This window comes from Lactobacillus sp. 23-2 (genome assembly GCF_044902225.1).
GTDB lineage: Bacteria > Bacillota > Bacilli > Lactobacillales > Lactobacillaceae > Lactobacillus > Lactobacillus absianus.
This window is the reverse complement of record NZ_JAOQBX010000024.1, coordinates 1-14,568: the sequence shown is the minus strand read 5'-3', so window position 1 is coordinate 14,568 and position 14,568 is coordinate 1. Positions and strand designations below refer to the sequence as shown.

At 48.8% G+C, this 14,568-nt stretch carries 15 protein-coding genes, 1 tRNA gene and 1 pseudogene; 3 read left to right on the top strand and 14 right to left on the bottom strand.

Going from position 1 to position 14,568, the window contains the following annotated elements:
- Window positions 1-46 precede the first annotated feature (46 nt).
- Together OCH80_RS08140 and galE are read left to right on the top strand one after the other, a co-directional pair.
- Window positions 47-3,187 carry a DUF3427 domain-containing protein gene (locus OCH80_RS08140; RefSeq protein ID WP_404539788.1) on the top strand — a complete coding sequence of 1,047 codons (3,141 nt, stop codon included), beginning with the start codon at window positions 47-49 and terminating at the stop codon, window positions 3,185-3,187.
- Between the two features lie 87 nt (window positions 3,188-3,274).
- Window positions 3,275-4,264 carry a UDP-glucose 4-epimerase GalE gene (galE, locus tag OCH80_RS08135; RefSeq protein ID WP_404539786.1) on the top strand — a complete coding sequence of 330 codons (990 nt, stop codon included), beginning with the start codon at window positions 3,275-3,277 and terminating at the stop codon, window positions 4,262-4,264.
- A 232-nt stretch (window positions 4,265-4,496) separates the two neighbouring features.
- Here the strand turns inward: galE and OCH80_RS08130 are convergent, their stop codons facing one another.
- Together OCH80_RS08130 and OCH80_RS08125 are read right to left on the bottom strand one after the other, a co-directional pair.
- A complete protein-coding gene (locus OCH80_RS08130; protein WP_404539784.1) occupies window positions 4,497-5,483 on the bottom strand; it encodes an Rpn family recombination-promoting nuclease/putative transposase in 987 nt (328 codons plus the stop codon).
- 178 nt (window positions 5,484-5,661) lie between these two features.
- Window positions 5,662-6,504 carry a C40 family peptidase gene (locus OCH80_RS08125; protein ID WP_404539782.1) on the bottom strand — a complete coding sequence of 281 codons (843 nt, stop codon included), beginning with the start codon at window positions 6,502-6,504 and terminating at the stop codon, window positions 5,662-5,664.
- A 170-nt stretch (window positions 6,505-6,674) separates the two neighbouring features.
- On the opposite strand from OCH80_RS08125, the gene OCH80_RS08120 reads away from it, so the two are divergent.
- Complete coding sequence (locus tag OCH80_RS08120) at window positions 6,675-8,039, top strand: amino acid permease (RefSeq protein WP_404539779.1); 1,365 nt, start codon at window positions 6,675-6,677, stop codon at window positions 8,037-8,039.
- A 195-nt stretch (window positions 8,040-8,234) separates the two neighbouring features.
- On the opposite strand, the gene OCH80_RS08115 is transcribed toward OCH80_RS08120, so the two are convergent.
- From OCH80_RS08115 to OCH80_RS08060, 12 genes and pseudogenes are all read right to left on the bottom strand, one after another.
- The gene (locus OCH80_RS08115; protein ID WP_404539820.1) at window positions 8,235-8,405 is read right to left on the bottom strand and encodes an IS3 family transposase; all 171 of its coding nucleotides are present in this window, start codon (window positions 8,403-8,405) and stop codon (window positions 8,235-8,237) included.
- A 98-nt stretch (window positions 8,406-8,503) separates the two neighbouring features.
- Window positions 8,504-9,040, bottom strand: a complete 537-nt coding sequence (locus tag OCH80_RS08110) for a transposase (RefSeq protein ID WP_404539776.1) — start codon at window positions 9,038-9,040, stop codon at window positions 8,504-8,506.
- Window positions 9,041-9,138: 98 nt separating this feature from the next.
- Entirely contained in the window at window positions 9,139-9,318 is a 180-nt protein-coding gene (locus OCH80_RS08105; RefSeq protein WP_206989419.1) for a hypothetical protein, read from the bottom strand.
- A 33-nt stretch (window positions 9,319-9,351) separates the two neighbouring features.
- On the bottom strand, window positions 9,352-9,891 hold the full coding sequence (locus OCH80_RS08100) for a hypothetical protein (protein WP_404539772.1): 540 nt from the start codon (window positions 9,889-9,891) through the stop codon (window positions 9,352-9,354).
- Window positions 9,892-9,954: 63 nt separating this feature from the next.
- Window positions 9,955-10,077 carry a hypothetical protein gene (locus tag OCH80_RS08095; RefSeq protein WP_404539770.1) on the bottom strand — a complete coding sequence of 41 codons (123 nt, stop codon included), beginning with the start codon at window positions 10,075-10,077 and terminating at the stop codon, window positions 9,955-9,957.
- A 142-nt stretch (window positions 10,078-10,219) separates the two neighbouring features.
- Window positions 10,220-10,405 (bottom strand): annotated as a pseudogene (locus OCH80_RS08090) (IS3 family transposase); the annotation flags it as partial.
- Between the two features lie 319 nt (window positions 10,406-10,724).
- A complete protein-coding gene (locus OCH80_RS08085; protein ID WP_302188463.1) occupies window positions 10,725-11,096 on the bottom strand; it encodes a DUF956 family protein in 372 nt (123 codons plus the stop codon).
- A gap of 9 nt (window positions 11,097-11,105) precedes the next feature.
- Window positions 11,106-12,020: a PTS system mannose/fructose/sorbose family transporter subunit IID gene (locus tag OCH80_RS08080; protein ID WP_404539767.1), complete on the bottom strand. Its 915-nt coding sequence runs from the start codon at window positions 12,018-12,020 to the stop codon at window positions 11,106-11,108.
- Window positions 12,021-12,048: 28 nt separating this feature from the next.
- The gene (locus OCH80_RS08075; RefSeq protein ID WP_404539764.1) at window positions 12,049-12,861 is read right to left on the bottom strand and encodes a PTS mannose/fructose/sorbose transporter subunit IIC; all 813 of its coding nucleotides are present in this window, start codon (window positions 12,859-12,861) and stop codon (window positions 12,049-12,051) included.
- Window positions 12,862-12,879: 18 nt separating this feature from the next.
- Entirely contained in the window at window positions 12,880-13,884 is a 1,005-nt protein-coding gene (locus OCH80_RS08070) for a PTS sugar transporter subunit IIB (RefSeq protein ID WP_404539761.1), read from the bottom strand.
- 202 nt (window positions 13,885-14,086) lie between these two features.
- Window positions 14,087-14,174, bottom strand: a tRNA-Ser gene (locus OCH80_RS08065).
- A gap of 169 nt (window positions 14,175-14,343) precedes the next feature.
- The coding region (locus OCH80_RS08060) for a hypothetical protein (RefSeq protein WP_404539758.1) at window positions 14,344-14,568 on the bottom strand (225 nt) is incomplete at its 5' end.

Sequence of the window (14,568 nt, the reverse complement as noted above, 5' to 3'; positions counted from 1 at the left end):
GAACCTGATACAATTAAGGCAAAATACTTCAGAAAGCAGGGAAAGCATGCTGAAAGACGGCCTCTATGAACAAATCATCAACCAAGAAATCCTGAACCAACTGGCGCGGCTGGACCAAGACCACTACCAGATCAGTCTGGAAAAGCTGGACGCTGACGACGCCCGCAAGCTCTTGACCATCTACCTGTCCCAGGTCATCCGGTCAGGCCTGCACTATCTGCGCGACAGCTTCAAGTCCGGTCAGGACAAGGAAGCCCTCTTGGCCCAGATCCGCCTGGCCAATTCGGTCGTTGACCAGGTTGCCCAGCATACCAAGGAGGCTGACTACCAGGACCTGCAGATCCTGGAAAAAGGCGAGGTCCTGACCGCGATCTACCATAAGATGACCCAGGCCCAAAAGATCAGCCCGGTCCGGCCAAAGACCTCTTTAGTGGAGAATGCCCTCTTTACCGGGAGCAAGAACGAGCCCAGCATGCTCAGCGAGCTCAAAAAGGAGATTGCCTCTTCCGACCAGGTCGACCTCCTGGTTTCTTTTATCAAATGGACCGCGATCCGGCCGCTGTTGGGCGACCTGCGGACTTTTTGCGCTAATAAAGACCACCGCTTGCGGGTGATCGCCACGACCTATACCCAGGCCACCGACTACAAGGCGATCCTGATTCTCAGCCAGCTGCCCAATACGACGGTCAAGATCAACTACGAGACCCAGCACGCCCGCCTGCACGCCAAGTCCTACCTGTTTAAGCGGGAAACCGGCTTTTCTACGGCTTATATCGGCTCTTCCAACCTCTCCAATGCTGCCCTGACTACGGGTCTTGAATGGAACGTCAAGGTGACTGAGCAGGAGTCCTTTGACATCGTCAACAAGTTCGCCGTTTCTTTTGAAAGCTACTGGAACGACCCCACTTTTGAAACTTTTGACCCCGAAGATGAAAGATGCCGGCAGAAATTGCACGCGGAACTGGACAAGCACGTCCCAACTAATTTCCACCTGGAAAGCAGCATCCGTCCCTACAGCTACCAGCAGCAGATCCTGGACCAGCTGCAGGCTGAACGGGAAGTCTATGGCCATTATAAGAATCTGCTCGTGGCCGCCACTGGGGTGGGAAAGACCGTCATCGCGGCCTTTGACTTCAAACGCTATTTGGAAAAGCATCCCGAAGCCCGCCTCCTCTTCGTTGCCCACCGGCAGGAAATCCTGGAACAGAGCCGGCAGCAGTTCCGCGAGGTCCTCAACGACTTCAATTTTGGCCAGCTCTTCGTCGGCCAGTACAAGCCTGACTCTGTCGACCAGCTCTTTACCTCAATCCAGTCCTTCAACTCCGGCAAAATGGCCGACCTTTTGCCAAGCGACTACTACGACTTCATCATCGTCGATGAGTTCCACCACGCGGCCGCCAAGTCCTACCAGCAATTGCTCAGCCACTTTCAGCCCAAGATCCTGCTAGGCCTGACCGCCACCCCGGACCGGATGGACGGGCAGGACATTTTGCAGTACTTCGATGGGCGCGTCGCCGCCGAAATGCTGCTGGGCGAGGCCATCGACCGCCAGCTGCTCTGCCCCTTCCAGTATTTTGGAGTCACCGACAGCGTCGACTACTCCAAGCTCAAGTGGAGCCGGGGCCAGTATGAGGTCAGCGAGCTGGAAAACGTCTATACCGCTGACGACGCCCGGGCCAAGCTGGTCCTCAAGAACGTCCAGCGCTATTGCAATGACCTGGGCGAGGTCAAGGGACTGGGCTTTTGCGTCAGCGTCAAGCACGCCGAATTCATGGCCGACCGCTTCAACCAAGCCGGCATCAAGTCCGTGGCCCTGTCCGGGCAAAGCAGCCAGATCGACCGCCACCAAGCCAAAAGCGACCTGACCGCGGGCAAGCTCAAGTTTATTTTTGTCGTGGACCTGTACAACGAAGGGGTGGACATCCCCTGCGTCAATACCATCCTCTTCCTGCGGCCAACCCAGAGCCCGACAGTCTTCCTCCAGCAGCTGGGCCGGGGCTTGCGGCTCAGCCCGGGCAAGGACTGCCTGACGGTCCTGGACTTTATCGGCCAGGCCAACCGCCATTACAGCTACCAGGCCAAGTTCCGGGCCTTGACTGGCCCGGGCCGGTCCCTGCGCCGGGAGATCAGCGATGACTTCCCTCACCTGCCAGCCGCCTGCTACCTGGAGCTGGAGCCTGAAGCCAAGCGCTACATCCTTGACAACTTGAAGCAAAACGCCGCCAACAAGCTGGGCTTGACCCAGCGGGTACAGACTTTTACGCAGGACACGGGCGAAGAGCTGACCCTGGCCAACTTCCTGGAGGCCTACGATTTGAGCCTGTATGACTTTTACCAAAGCAGCGGCTCGCGCTCGCTCTTCCGTTTGAAGAAGTGGGCCGGGCTGATCAAGGACGACCGGGACGTGGACAACCAGGTCTACCAGAAGTTCAGCAGCTTTTTCCATATTGACTCCAAGAAGCTGCTGGACTACTGGCTGAATTACCTGGAAATGCCAAAGGAGCCGGCCAGCGAGAATGAGCGCTTGATGCTGGGGATGCTCTACTACAGCTTCTACAAGAAGAAGCCCGCCCAGATGGGCTTTAAGGACCTGCATGAGGGAATCGCGGCCTTCTTAAAGGAAGATTTCGTCAAAGCTGAGCTGCTGGAAGTTCTCCGCTACCGGCAAAAGCAGCTGAAGCTCCTGCCGCGGGACAATGAGTATCCCTTCACCTGTCCTTTGGAAGTCCACTGCCGCTACAATATCAACCAGATCATGGCGGCTTTTGACTACTTCAACCAGGACCAGTCCCCGGAATTCCGGGAAGGGGTCAAGTATTTCGCGGACAAAAAAACGGATATCTTCCTGATCAACCTGAACAAGAGCGAAAAAGACTTCTCCCCGTCAACCATGTATGAAGACTACGCCATCAACGCCCACCTCTTCCACTGGCAGAGCCAGAGCCAGGACCGCCTGGCCAGCCCGAAGATCCAGCGCTATATCCACCAAGGAGAAACTGGCAATCAGATTTCCTTGTTTGTCAGAGAATTCAAGCAGCAGGGCTCATACACGGCTCCTTATACTTTCTTAGGCAATGCCGATTACGTCTCCAGCCAGGGCGAGCGGCCGGTTTCCTTTGTCTGGCGCCTGCACCAAGCTATTCCAGCCTGCCTGCTGCCTAAGGCCAACAAGGCCATTGCCCTATAAAGAAAGTTTGTGCTGGAGGCGAATTTTGCCCCAATTTTCTGCTATACTGTAGCTAATGAATAGGTTTTGCAATAAAAGGAGAATTTAATGAAGATTTTAGTTGTTGGTGGCGCCGGCTACATTGGCTCCCACGCTGTTAGACGTTTGGTTGCCGATGGCAACGACGTTGTCGTTTTGGACTCACTTTTTACTGGTCACAAGCAAGCTATTGACCCAAAGGCCAAGTTTTATCAAGCTGACCTCTTGGACACGCCAACTGTCGCCAAGATCTTGAAGGATGAACAAATCGAAGCCGTAATGCACTTTGCTGCTTACTCCTTGGTCGGCGAATCCGTCAAGAAGCCACTGAAGTACTACAAGAACAATGTTTCCGGCATGATCAGCCTTTTGCAGGCCATGGAAGAAACTGGCGTCAAGTACCTGGTCTTCTCATCAAGTGCCGCAACCTACGGGATTCCAAAGACCTTGCCAATCACTGAAGAAACGCCTTTGAACCCAATCAACCCATACGGCGAAACCAAGATGATGATGGAAAAGATCATGCACTGGGCTGACAAGGCCAACGGGATCAAGTCCATTGCCCTGCGCTACTTCAACGTAGCTGGTGCCTCCCTGGACGGGGAAATCGGTGAAGACCACAACCCAGAAACCCACTTGATTCCTAACATCATGAAGGCCGCTTTGGCCGGTGACGGCAAATTTACCATCTTTGGCGATGACTACAACACCAAGGACGGCACCAACGTCCGTGACTACGTGCACGTAGTTGACTTGATTGATGCGCACGTTCTGGCCCTCAAGCACCTGATGGAAACCAACAAGAGCGACGTCTTCAACCTGGGGACGGCCAACGGCTTCTCCAACCTGGAAATCCTGAAGGCAGCCATCAAGGTTACCGGCAAGGACATTCCTTACACGATGGGTCCACGCCGCGGCGGTGACCCTGACTCCCTGGTTGCTGACTCAACCAAGGCCCGGGAAGTTCTTGGCTGGAAGCCAGAACACGAAAACGTCGAAGACATCATTGCCAGTGCTTGGAACTGGCACCAAAAGCATCCAAATGGCTTTGAAAAGTAAGACCAAGAAAAATAGTGAAGCTTCAATATCGAAGCTTCACTATTTTTTTGCCGCTAGGCAGCTTATCTCTCCTGGCTATTTTCCTGCTTTCGAGGCCAGCCAAAAGATTTGAAAAGTAGATATTGACTCTCAAGCACGAAAAAAGGCTTTCTAGAGCCACAAAAATAACGCTGAAAAGTTGCACTAGGCAAAAAGGTGAAACCCGCAAACTGACAGCGAGTTTCACCTTTTCTTATTTATGCGCTTTTTCTGCTTGCAAAAGCTGCAGATATTTCGGACGGTCGACTTCGGGGACGCCAAGCAGCTCCAACGCCTTTTCAGCCGGCAGATTCAACGACTTCATGACGTTCTTGGCATAGGTAATCGTCTCTTTCTCTTTAACTTCCTGTGAGTTCTTCTTTACCGCAACCTTTACCGCATTGTCCAGTTTATGCTGATAGTATGGCGTTAGAATTGAGCCCATCGTTTCCACCTCATTCTCATTCTTCTTAGCAATTGAATTAATTACTTCTTCAAACGCCGGATCTCCACCAGACATTGCTTTCAACATCCTAAGCACCAGCCGGGCATCTTTGATCGTAACCTTATTCTGGCTCGGATGAGCTTCTTCTCCACGGTTGATCTGTGAAAAGTACTCAGCCACGAAATAGAAGGCGCTCTTAAAGCGGCGGCGCAATTCGGCAATCGGCATGTGGCCAATATCGAAAAAAGCTCGCATCTGATAGTCATTGATCCGGTCTTTGATTTCACAAGGCACATTCTTCAGATCCAGTTCGCCTAATAGATTCTGAGGATAGTTCCATTTTTCTTTGCCATAGTATAGCACGATTGTGACCACTGGATAGAGTCTGGCCCCTTGAGAAAATTGCTCAATATATCCGGCGGCATCATAGCACAAGGTCCGGGCAGCCATCCGCCTATCAGGATGCGATTGGTTCTCAATTCCAATCAGCATAATCCGAAAGGTCTTGCCATTCAGGTTCAAAAATTTGGATACGTCCCGGTATTCGCTGTGAATGCTGCCATCTTCGGTAAAGGCGCTCTCCGGCTGTGCGTTTTCCAGCATCCCCGCCTTGATTGCCCGCCGGCCGTCAAACAGACAGCCGTTGACCACATCCGCGAAAACTTCATTGCGATTCAGCAGAATCTTCTCCGCCACGTCATTCGTGCCATGCGTCCGCTTCGTCTTAAAGCCGGCATTGCTTTCCTTATCTGCCATTGGTCCTCCATTGAATAATCTTGATCTTTCTTCGCTGTTTTTTCCCTCTACTTACTAATACACGAAAAGTCCCGATTATTTCCCAGGAAATTTAAGTTTCTGCTTTTTTGACGTAAAAAGCGTCTTGAATCACTTGCCAGGTGATTTAAGACGCTTTTGCTTCTGTGCTGCTTTATTTTTAGAACAAGCTGCCGCACTTTTCGATCATTTTAAAGAGGTCAGCCCGGTAGTCAGGATCTTCCTTGCGCAAGCTGCTGACAGCCACGCCAAAATGTTCCGAATAGCCAGTAGAGTTGACATACTTTCCGTGCCCAAGATACATGGCAACGTGACCTGGGAAGAAGATCAAGTCACCTGGCAGCAGGTCCTCAAACTGGATCTCATGGATCGGCCACCGGTCCGCGATCTCGGCATCCCTGTAAATCAAGACCCCATTCATCATATAACTCATAAAGACCAGACCGGAGCAGTCAATCCCATCCGGGCTTTTCCCGGCCCAGCGGTACTGGGTTCCCAGGTACTGCATGGCTGTTTCGGTTACGCTCTTGCGGAAGCTGTCCTCATCTGGCATCCCCTGAAGCAGGAAAAAGTCCTTGTCAGTCGACCAGAGGTAGTCATCCTCATCCTGGCGCTCGCCAACCGCCGTGTGGGACAGCCAGCCGAGTTGCCCATCCAGCAGGCTGACCTGCAGGTAGCCATCCGCCTCTTTCCCCGTCAAGGTCACCAGACTGCCGCGGTAAAGCGTCGCCAGGATTTCGCCCTGAACCTTGGGCTGGTCCAGCACGTCAATCGCTGCCCGCGTGATCAGCTTGGTCTGCCGCTGCTGCAGCTCAGGCAAAGTCAGCGACTTGACCGCGCTTTTAGCCACGTAGCCTTGGTAGCCATAATGGGTCGTCACGTACCAGCAGTCTTCCTTCTTGGCCGTGATCTTCACTGCCCACCCGTAGAGCAGCTCATCCGTCCGGCTCTTTAAATCCTCGTCCAGCAGAAAGACCGCTGGCTGCTTAATCAAGCCATACATTTTGATTCCCCCTTTACAAAACTCTGTCTCTATTTCCATCTTAATTAATCCAGTCCTTTTTGAAAAGTCAAAAAGTTTTAAAAATGTTAAAGATCTCTCCTATCTTACTTTACAGATTTTCACTTTTAGCCGACTTGTGTTAAAATATTTCACATATTGTAGGAGGTACTATGGAAGATAAAAAAGAACAAACGGGCTACAAACGCTCGCTAACCAACGCGCATATTCAGTTGATTGCCCTCGGCGGGACAATCGGAACTGGCCTCTTCTTGGGGGTTGGCAACAGCATTCAGAAGACCGGACCGTCTGTGGTGTTTAACTACATCATCGTCGGCCTCTTGCTCTTTATCCTGATGCGGGCCTTGGGCGAGCTGATTCTATCAGACTTGCACAAGCATACCTATATCGAATTTATTGAGAAGTACTTAGGCAAGAACATCGGCAAGGTGACCGGCTACCTCTATTGGCTCAGCTGGCTGATCCTAGCCATGGCCGAAATCACGGCCTTGGGCATGTACTTCAAGTACTGGTTCCCCAGCCTGCATCCTTGGATCCCCGGCGTCACAACCGTCGTGGTCCTGCTCTTGATCAATTTGGTTTCAGCCCGCTTCTTCGGCAATCTGGAATTTGCCTTTGCCATCATCAAGATCCTGATGATCGTTGGCTTCGTCATCTTTTCCTTTTACATGCTGGTGACTGGCGGGTCAACCAATTACGGGCAAGCCAGCCTGGCCAACCTGTACGACAACGGCTTTTTCGTCAACGGAACCAGCGGCTTCCTGCAGGCCTTCCAAATGGTAATCTTCTCCTTCATCGGGGTTGAGCTGATCGGCTTGACGGCCGCTGAAGCCCAAGACCCGCACAAGACCATCCGCAGCGCGATCAACGAATTGCCAGTCCGGATCATCCTGTTCTACGTCTTGGCCATCCTGGGGATTCTGATCGTCATGCCTTGGAACAAGGTTTCCACTTCCAGCTCGCCATTCGTCCAAGCCTTAAACGGCGTGGGCTTGCGCTGGGCCGGCGGCTTGATCAACTTCGTAGTCATCACCGCGGCCATCTCATCCACTAACAGCTTTATCTACAGCGCCGGCCGCCTGCTCTTCTCAGTCTGCCTTGACGGGGAAGGCAAGTGGAACAAGTTCTTCGGCCAGCTGAACAGAAGACAGCTGCCGCTGCACGCCTTGGTCTTCTCAGCCATAATCATTGCCTGCGCCCCACTGATTACTGTCATCATGGGCGATGAAGCCTTCAGCTTCATTTCATCCATCGCGACGAGCATGTTCTTGATCATCTGGATCATCATGACCCTCACCCACCTGGTCTACCGGAAGAAGACCCCGGCCAACCAGTTGCATGAATTCCAGCTACCGCTTTTCCCATACTTGGATTACTTGGTGCTGGCCTTCTTCGTTGCAATGATCATCCTTTTGATCTGCCTGCCAGCCTACAGAGTTCCAATGATCGCCGCAATCGTAGCCTTTATCGTGCTCTACGGCTTAAGCAAGGCCTTTAGCAAGAAAAAGCAGGACTAAAATCAGAAAACAAAAGTCTGGGAAAAAGACTCTAACAAATATAAAAGGCTTCTAGAAGTGAAAAACTTCTGGAAGCCTTTTTACGTTATGGCCTTTCTTCATCAAAGTTCTGCTGAAGAAGGCTATCAGCTACTTTGCCTACAGTACCCTTGTAGGAGCTGTATTTCGCTGTTCTCTTGTGATATAGCTTGGTCTTCAGCCCGATATACTGCGCATCAGTTTACGTACTGTTTCCATTGCAAATTTAACGCCCTTGTCGCGCAGAGCAGCCCACATTGGACGGTAGCCATACGTGCCTTGGCCTTCGTTGCAGTAGATATCTTTGATAAACTCTTTTACTTCGGCGTACTTATCCTTCTTAGCGATTCTTTTAAGGTTGTCGTAATAAGTCTTACGATTGAGATTAAGAGCTTTAAACAGCTGTTTTAACTGAAATTCTGAGTGGTCTGCTCGGATATCACAAGCTATTTGTGTCTTTTGTTGATTGGATACCGGGCGGCCACTTTTTTGGCGATGATGAGCTCCAGTTCTAATTCTTTGATTTTGGCATCTTTTTCCTGAAGTATGGCCTCATATTTCTGCTTATCAGTTAGAGTTTCTGTTTGCTTATTACGCTTGGCTTTCTTAGACTTCTCGCTCTTCTTGGGCATTTTAACAGGTTTACCTTTCTTGACAGGAAGGAGCGCCTCTGGACCGCCTCGCTGGACCTTCTTAGTCCATGAATACACTTGTGACGGACTAATATTGAATTTAGCAGCTACCAGATTACGTCCTTCATCGGATTTTAGATAGTAGTTTACCACATCCAGCTTAAAGTCAACAGAATATTCTCTTTTGGTTCGCTTAACTTTTAAGCTTTCCAAGCCATTGAGTTCAGCCGTTTTCACCCACGTACGAATTAGAGATGGAGTGATATTATACTTTTTGCTTAATCCATTGTATGAGCCTCTGCCATTAAGATAATCAGAAGCAATTTGTAGTTCAGATGAATATCTGGTCATAAAAATACCCCACAATCGTTAGATGTCTATGTCTAACAATTGTAGGGCACTTCAATTGATACGGGAGCTTTCTTATGCTCTAAAAACCAAAATATGGTTCACATGGAGCCGATAAAGTTGCTGCCAACCCAATAGACTAGGCCTAAAAAGATTGCCCCAGCAAGCAGGGCTTCAACTGCTAAGCCCCGTCTATGACTGACCCAGCCATAGACAGCTAAGCCAATGGTCACTCCAGCAACCAGCAGGACGAGAATCCCCACGAATGATGAAATCGGCATAGTGCTCACCCTCTTTTCTCTTTGCATACACTTTTATTTGCGATACCAGCAAGTTTTGGGCCAATTCTTATGTTTAGGATTTCCTGACCATGATGAACAGTCCTTCACACCTTTTCCTCGTTTATCAAGCCCATCACATTTTGACATATTACCAAAATCTGCACAACCATATTTGCCTGCGTGGTAGTCACAATCACTCTGATAGAAATCAATCCAAGCTTTTGGATTGCTCTTCTTCCAATATCGATGATCGCTCTTGGTCCCATTAAATCTATTACAATGTACGTGTGCTCCAGTTTTTACTTTTTCACCATCGTACTGACCAGAATATCCCCCTCCACTAGTTGGCATTACGACAAAAACAGATCCAGATTTAACAGATGTCTGACCGTTTCTAACATCCATCTCATCTATCCAGGATTTAAAGTTTATAATTTTTTCATTTGGTTGTGCGGGCAATTGGATAAATGATGCGGTAAAAGGTGTAGTTATTGTAGTTCCATCAGTCCGTATACTTTCATCAGGATATAGTCTTTCTATAGTCACAATATTATCTTTAATTATTAAATCCACTGTATTATCAGTAGCAGCGATTTCCCTAAAAATAGCTAATGTCTTTTCAGAGACTTCACTAGACTAATACTTTGCAATTACTTTGATAGGTCTATCCTCTGTAGCTGCTTTAGCATTTTTTGATATACCGAATAAGCCGAAGAAAACTATCACCATTAGCATACATTTAAGTTCTTTTTTAGCCATAATATCCTCCAAATTAAAATAGATTATTTTTTGGTTAGATTATATATCCACTTTTTAATAAAAACAACATTTTGAATAATCTCTCCCCACCAAAAAAGCTCCCGTATCGCGTAAAGTGCCATAGAAAAGTTAGACATTGTCCCATATCCTTCAAGCGGGCTTGGTAGGTTTTACTTTGATACTGAATACCTTGATCAGAATGGATAACTGGATGGGCGTAAGCCGGTAGTTTGGTTTCCAATTCATCCAGCATACCCAATACTAAATCCATGTCGGGGGAGTAGCTGGCAGTACATGCAAGGATCTCCAAAGAAGCCTCGTCCACTATCAACTGCCGCGTTTTTTCCACATTCGATTGCCCAAATCCAAAAAACGCTCATCTAAATTAGATGAGCGTCCTAAGTCCTTGCCCAAAATCAATGTCTTAACTTAATGACATGAGTTTTTCCCAGACTCTTTATGTGCAGCTTTAATCTTTTAGAGGCCATTTTGCTTAAGCAGCGAGTGTACTTAACAGAATACTCATCTTGTTCATAAGCTCCATGAGCTCAGGCTCACTGGTCAAGCAAGACGGGATAGCTTGCTTGGACTAAATCGGAATCTAGAAAGAAAAAATAAGCTCGGATTACTCCGAACTTATTTTAATTCTATTTCTTTTTACCACGTGAGAAGAAACGAACAATCGTCTCACCGACGCCCAATGCCTTGCGCATGTGGTCGGCCGGAACGTACTTACGGATAGCCCGCAGCGTCCGTTTGGGATCCTTAGTCGCAAAGATGAACTCGCCATCTTTCTTCGTCCGGATCGCAAAGCGCGGAATGTATTTCCCCTTAAAGTGAACGTCAGCAACTACATAAGTCACTTGATCCCAAGGGATTTGGATATAATCCTCAACGTTCTTCTCATTATAGAATTCAAATGCTTCATCGCCGATCATGACTTTGCCATAAGTAGATATGGCCCGGAACCAAGTTCCTCTGACAGCCAGATCGACAGTTTTATTCATTGATTGAGCCATCTGTTAATTTTACATCCAGCCCCATACGTGGAAGAGGATACCAACAACGAAGATCCCCAGGATGATAACGATTGGAGAAACTTTCTTCTTCAAGAGCCACATGCAGAGGAAGGTCAGCAGCAAACCTGCCAAGCCAGGAACCAGCATGTTCAAGTTGTCTTGCAGAGTAGTAACTTTAGTGTTGGTCAAAGACATGCCAGCAGCTTGTTGGGTCAAGGCTTCCTTGATACCAGCAGCACCGCTTGGCAGCTTGGTCCAGTCGATGTAACCACCCTTTTGGATTGGCACTTCTGAAACCTTCAGAGTGAAGTTGATGCTTACCCAACGTTCGATCAAGGCACCCAGGACGAACATACCCATCATGGCAGCCCCACGGGTAACCTTCTTCAGCAAACCACCGGAAATGTCGGCGCTGATTGCGGCACCAGCCTTGTAACCCAATTCTTGAGTGTACCACAAGAAGGCGATACGGATCAGGTTCCAAAGAACGAAGAAGAGGATTGGCCCAAGGATGTTACCGTTGATAGCCATTGAGGCACCAAGGGCACCAAGGATAGGACGAACAGTGTACCAGAAGACTGGGTCACCGACACCGGCCAGAGGCCCCATCATACCAACCTTAACACCTTGGATAGCTTCGTCGTCAACTTCAACGCCATTAGCCTTGTCTTCTTCCAAAGCCAGGGTAACACCGATGATTGGTGAAGCCAAGTAAGGGTGAGTGTTAAAGAAGACCAAGTGACGTTGCAAGGCAGCAGCCATGTCTTCCTTCTTTGGGTACAGCTTTCTTAAAGCTGGGATCATACTGTAGCACCAACCACCGTTCTGCATTCTTTCGTAGTTCCATGAACCTTGCAGAAATTGTGAGTGCCACATAACGTCCCAACGATCACGCTTTGATAAAGTTACTTTCTTTTCAGTCATGATTTATCTCTCCTTTCTGGCTTGATTTCTAATAGTCATCAATGATGTCGCCCAGCGGGTCACCAGTACCAGCTGCAGCAGCATCGCCAGAACCCTTGCTTACCTTGTCTTCCAAAGCGAGGTACATCAGGGCCAGGGATAAACCAATCGCACCCAAGGCGATCAAAGTCAAGTCCTTAACGCCGGCCAAAGCGAAACCAATGGCGAAGAATGGCCATACTTCACGGCTGGCCATCATGTTGATAACCATCGCGTAACCTACGGCAACAACCATACCACCACCGATGGTCATACCATCTGACAACCAGGCTGGCATAGCAGCCAAGGCGCTTCTAACAGTTGAAGTTGGGATGGCCAGCAGGAAGGCAGCTGGGATAGCAATCCGCAGACCTTGCAGGCTGACAGCGATCCATTGCCATACGTTGATCATGCGCCAGTTGCCTTCTTCGGCGTGCTTGTCCATGATGTGAACGATGGCAGTTGAAATAGTCCGGACCAACATGGTCAAGAACAGACCGGCAACGGCCAAAGTGATGGCCAAACCAGTGGCAGTCCCGATACCCTTGGTACCTTGACCACCCTTGATCAAAATGATGGCTGAGGCAACAGCGGCCAAAGCGGCGTCAGGTGCGACAGCGGCACCGATGTTAGCCCAACCCAAAGCGATCATTTGCAAATAACCACCCAGCATAATACCCAAGGTAAGATTGCCAGTAACTAAACCGATTAAAGTACATGCAACCAATGGTTGGTGGAATTCCCATTCATCCAGGATACCTTCCATCCCGGCCAGGAAAGCTACCACAATCACCAGGATGACTTGAATAGCATTTAAGTCCATTTTTAACTCCTTTTCCCACTACTTCTTTTGTTCATCGAGCAGGCTTTGTGCCTTCTTCAGAATTGAATCCATGTTTTCTGGGTTGTCTGAAGGAACCTTGCGGACGTCGAACTTGATACCCATCTTTTCCAATTCGCGGAAAGTATCAACGTCCTTTTGGTCCATTGACAAAACAGTGTTGGCGTTAACCTTGCCCTTGCTGTAGGACATTGAGCCAACGTTCAAGGTCTTGATGTCAACCCCGCCCTTGATTGCTCTCAAGGCGTCTTCTGGGTTTTCAAACAACAGGAAAGCGTGCGTGTTCCCGAAACGTGGGTCCTTCACGATTTGTTCCATCTTCTTCAAAGGAACGGTGTGCGCAACCGTGCCTGATGGCGCGGCTTCACGAATCATGCTCTTGCGCAGGTTGTCCTTGGCAACGCTGTCTGAAACAACGATAACCCGGTCTGGGTGCAATGATGGAATCCAACCAGTTGCAACCTGACCGTGAAGCAAACGTGAGTCAATTCTCGCGCCGACGATCTTGATATGACCGTCACCCAAAACAGTCCCTTCTGGGATCGCACCCTTAGGCGCTGAACCAGCAGCTGCTGCGGCTGCAGGTGCAGCTTCCTTTGGCATCAAGCTTTCAGGCTTGGTCTTAATCCCATCCTTAGCTGGCTTGACAATAGCAGTTGCAATTTCTTGTGCAGTCGCATTGGCGTTCATCATTCTTTGCGTCAATGCTTCAACTACCATTGGCAAGTTCATGCCAGCTACGATTGCCCAACCGTCGTGACCGTCGAGCAAGCCATTAGCTTGGTTGAAAGGTGTGCCACCCCACAGGTCAACCAAGAACAAAACTTGTTCTTGGTCGTCAAAAGAAGCAATAGCTTCATTCATCTTACCCTTGATGTCATCTGGGCCTTCTTCAGGCTTTAAGATGACATGGGCAAAATTGTCTTGTGGGCCAAAGAGCATGCCCGCGGATTGGGCAATCCCATCCGCGAAGCCGCCATGGCTAGCTAAAACAATTCCTACCATGATATTTCCTCCTCAAAAACTTCGGTACGCTTTCATTATACAATAAAAAGCGCTTTCGTAAAGTACATTCGTGAAATCTTTCTCAACTTTTTGTTAATATTATCATCAGTCTATGAAAAAACGACAAAAAATAAGGAAACCTTTACAGGTTTCCTTATTTTACCAAATTCAATGCTGGTCGGTGCTAGTTGCCTAGCGGCTACGGAGTAGGAGAGATTCGAACTCTCGCACCAGTTTCCCGATCTACACCCTTAGCAAGGGCGCCTCTTCAGCCACTTGAGTACTACTCCAAACACATTTGTATTAAAATCATACCAGACCGATTGGAGGATGTCAAACTTTTCTGCTTTTACTTTTTTTAAAGCAGCCGTTTTTGAAAGATTTTTCATAAGACAACGCATTTTGTCCGAGATTCTTTTCATAAATTGGCCCAATTTTGTATGATGTTGAGCAATGTTTTCATAACCAGCTGGGCCCGACTGATTTTAAGGAATTCTTGTGTTCTTTAACAAAACTTAACCTTTTTTCTCCCAGATAAAGCGGAAATTGGTCTAATCCTCCTTGCATCTTCCATGAAAAGGTCCATGTAAGAACAATCGAAAAAACAAAAAACAAAGGCAAAAATGGAACAAAAAAAGAGCCAGACTTCCGTCTGACTCTTGCTTCGCGCGGCAGCGCCCTATC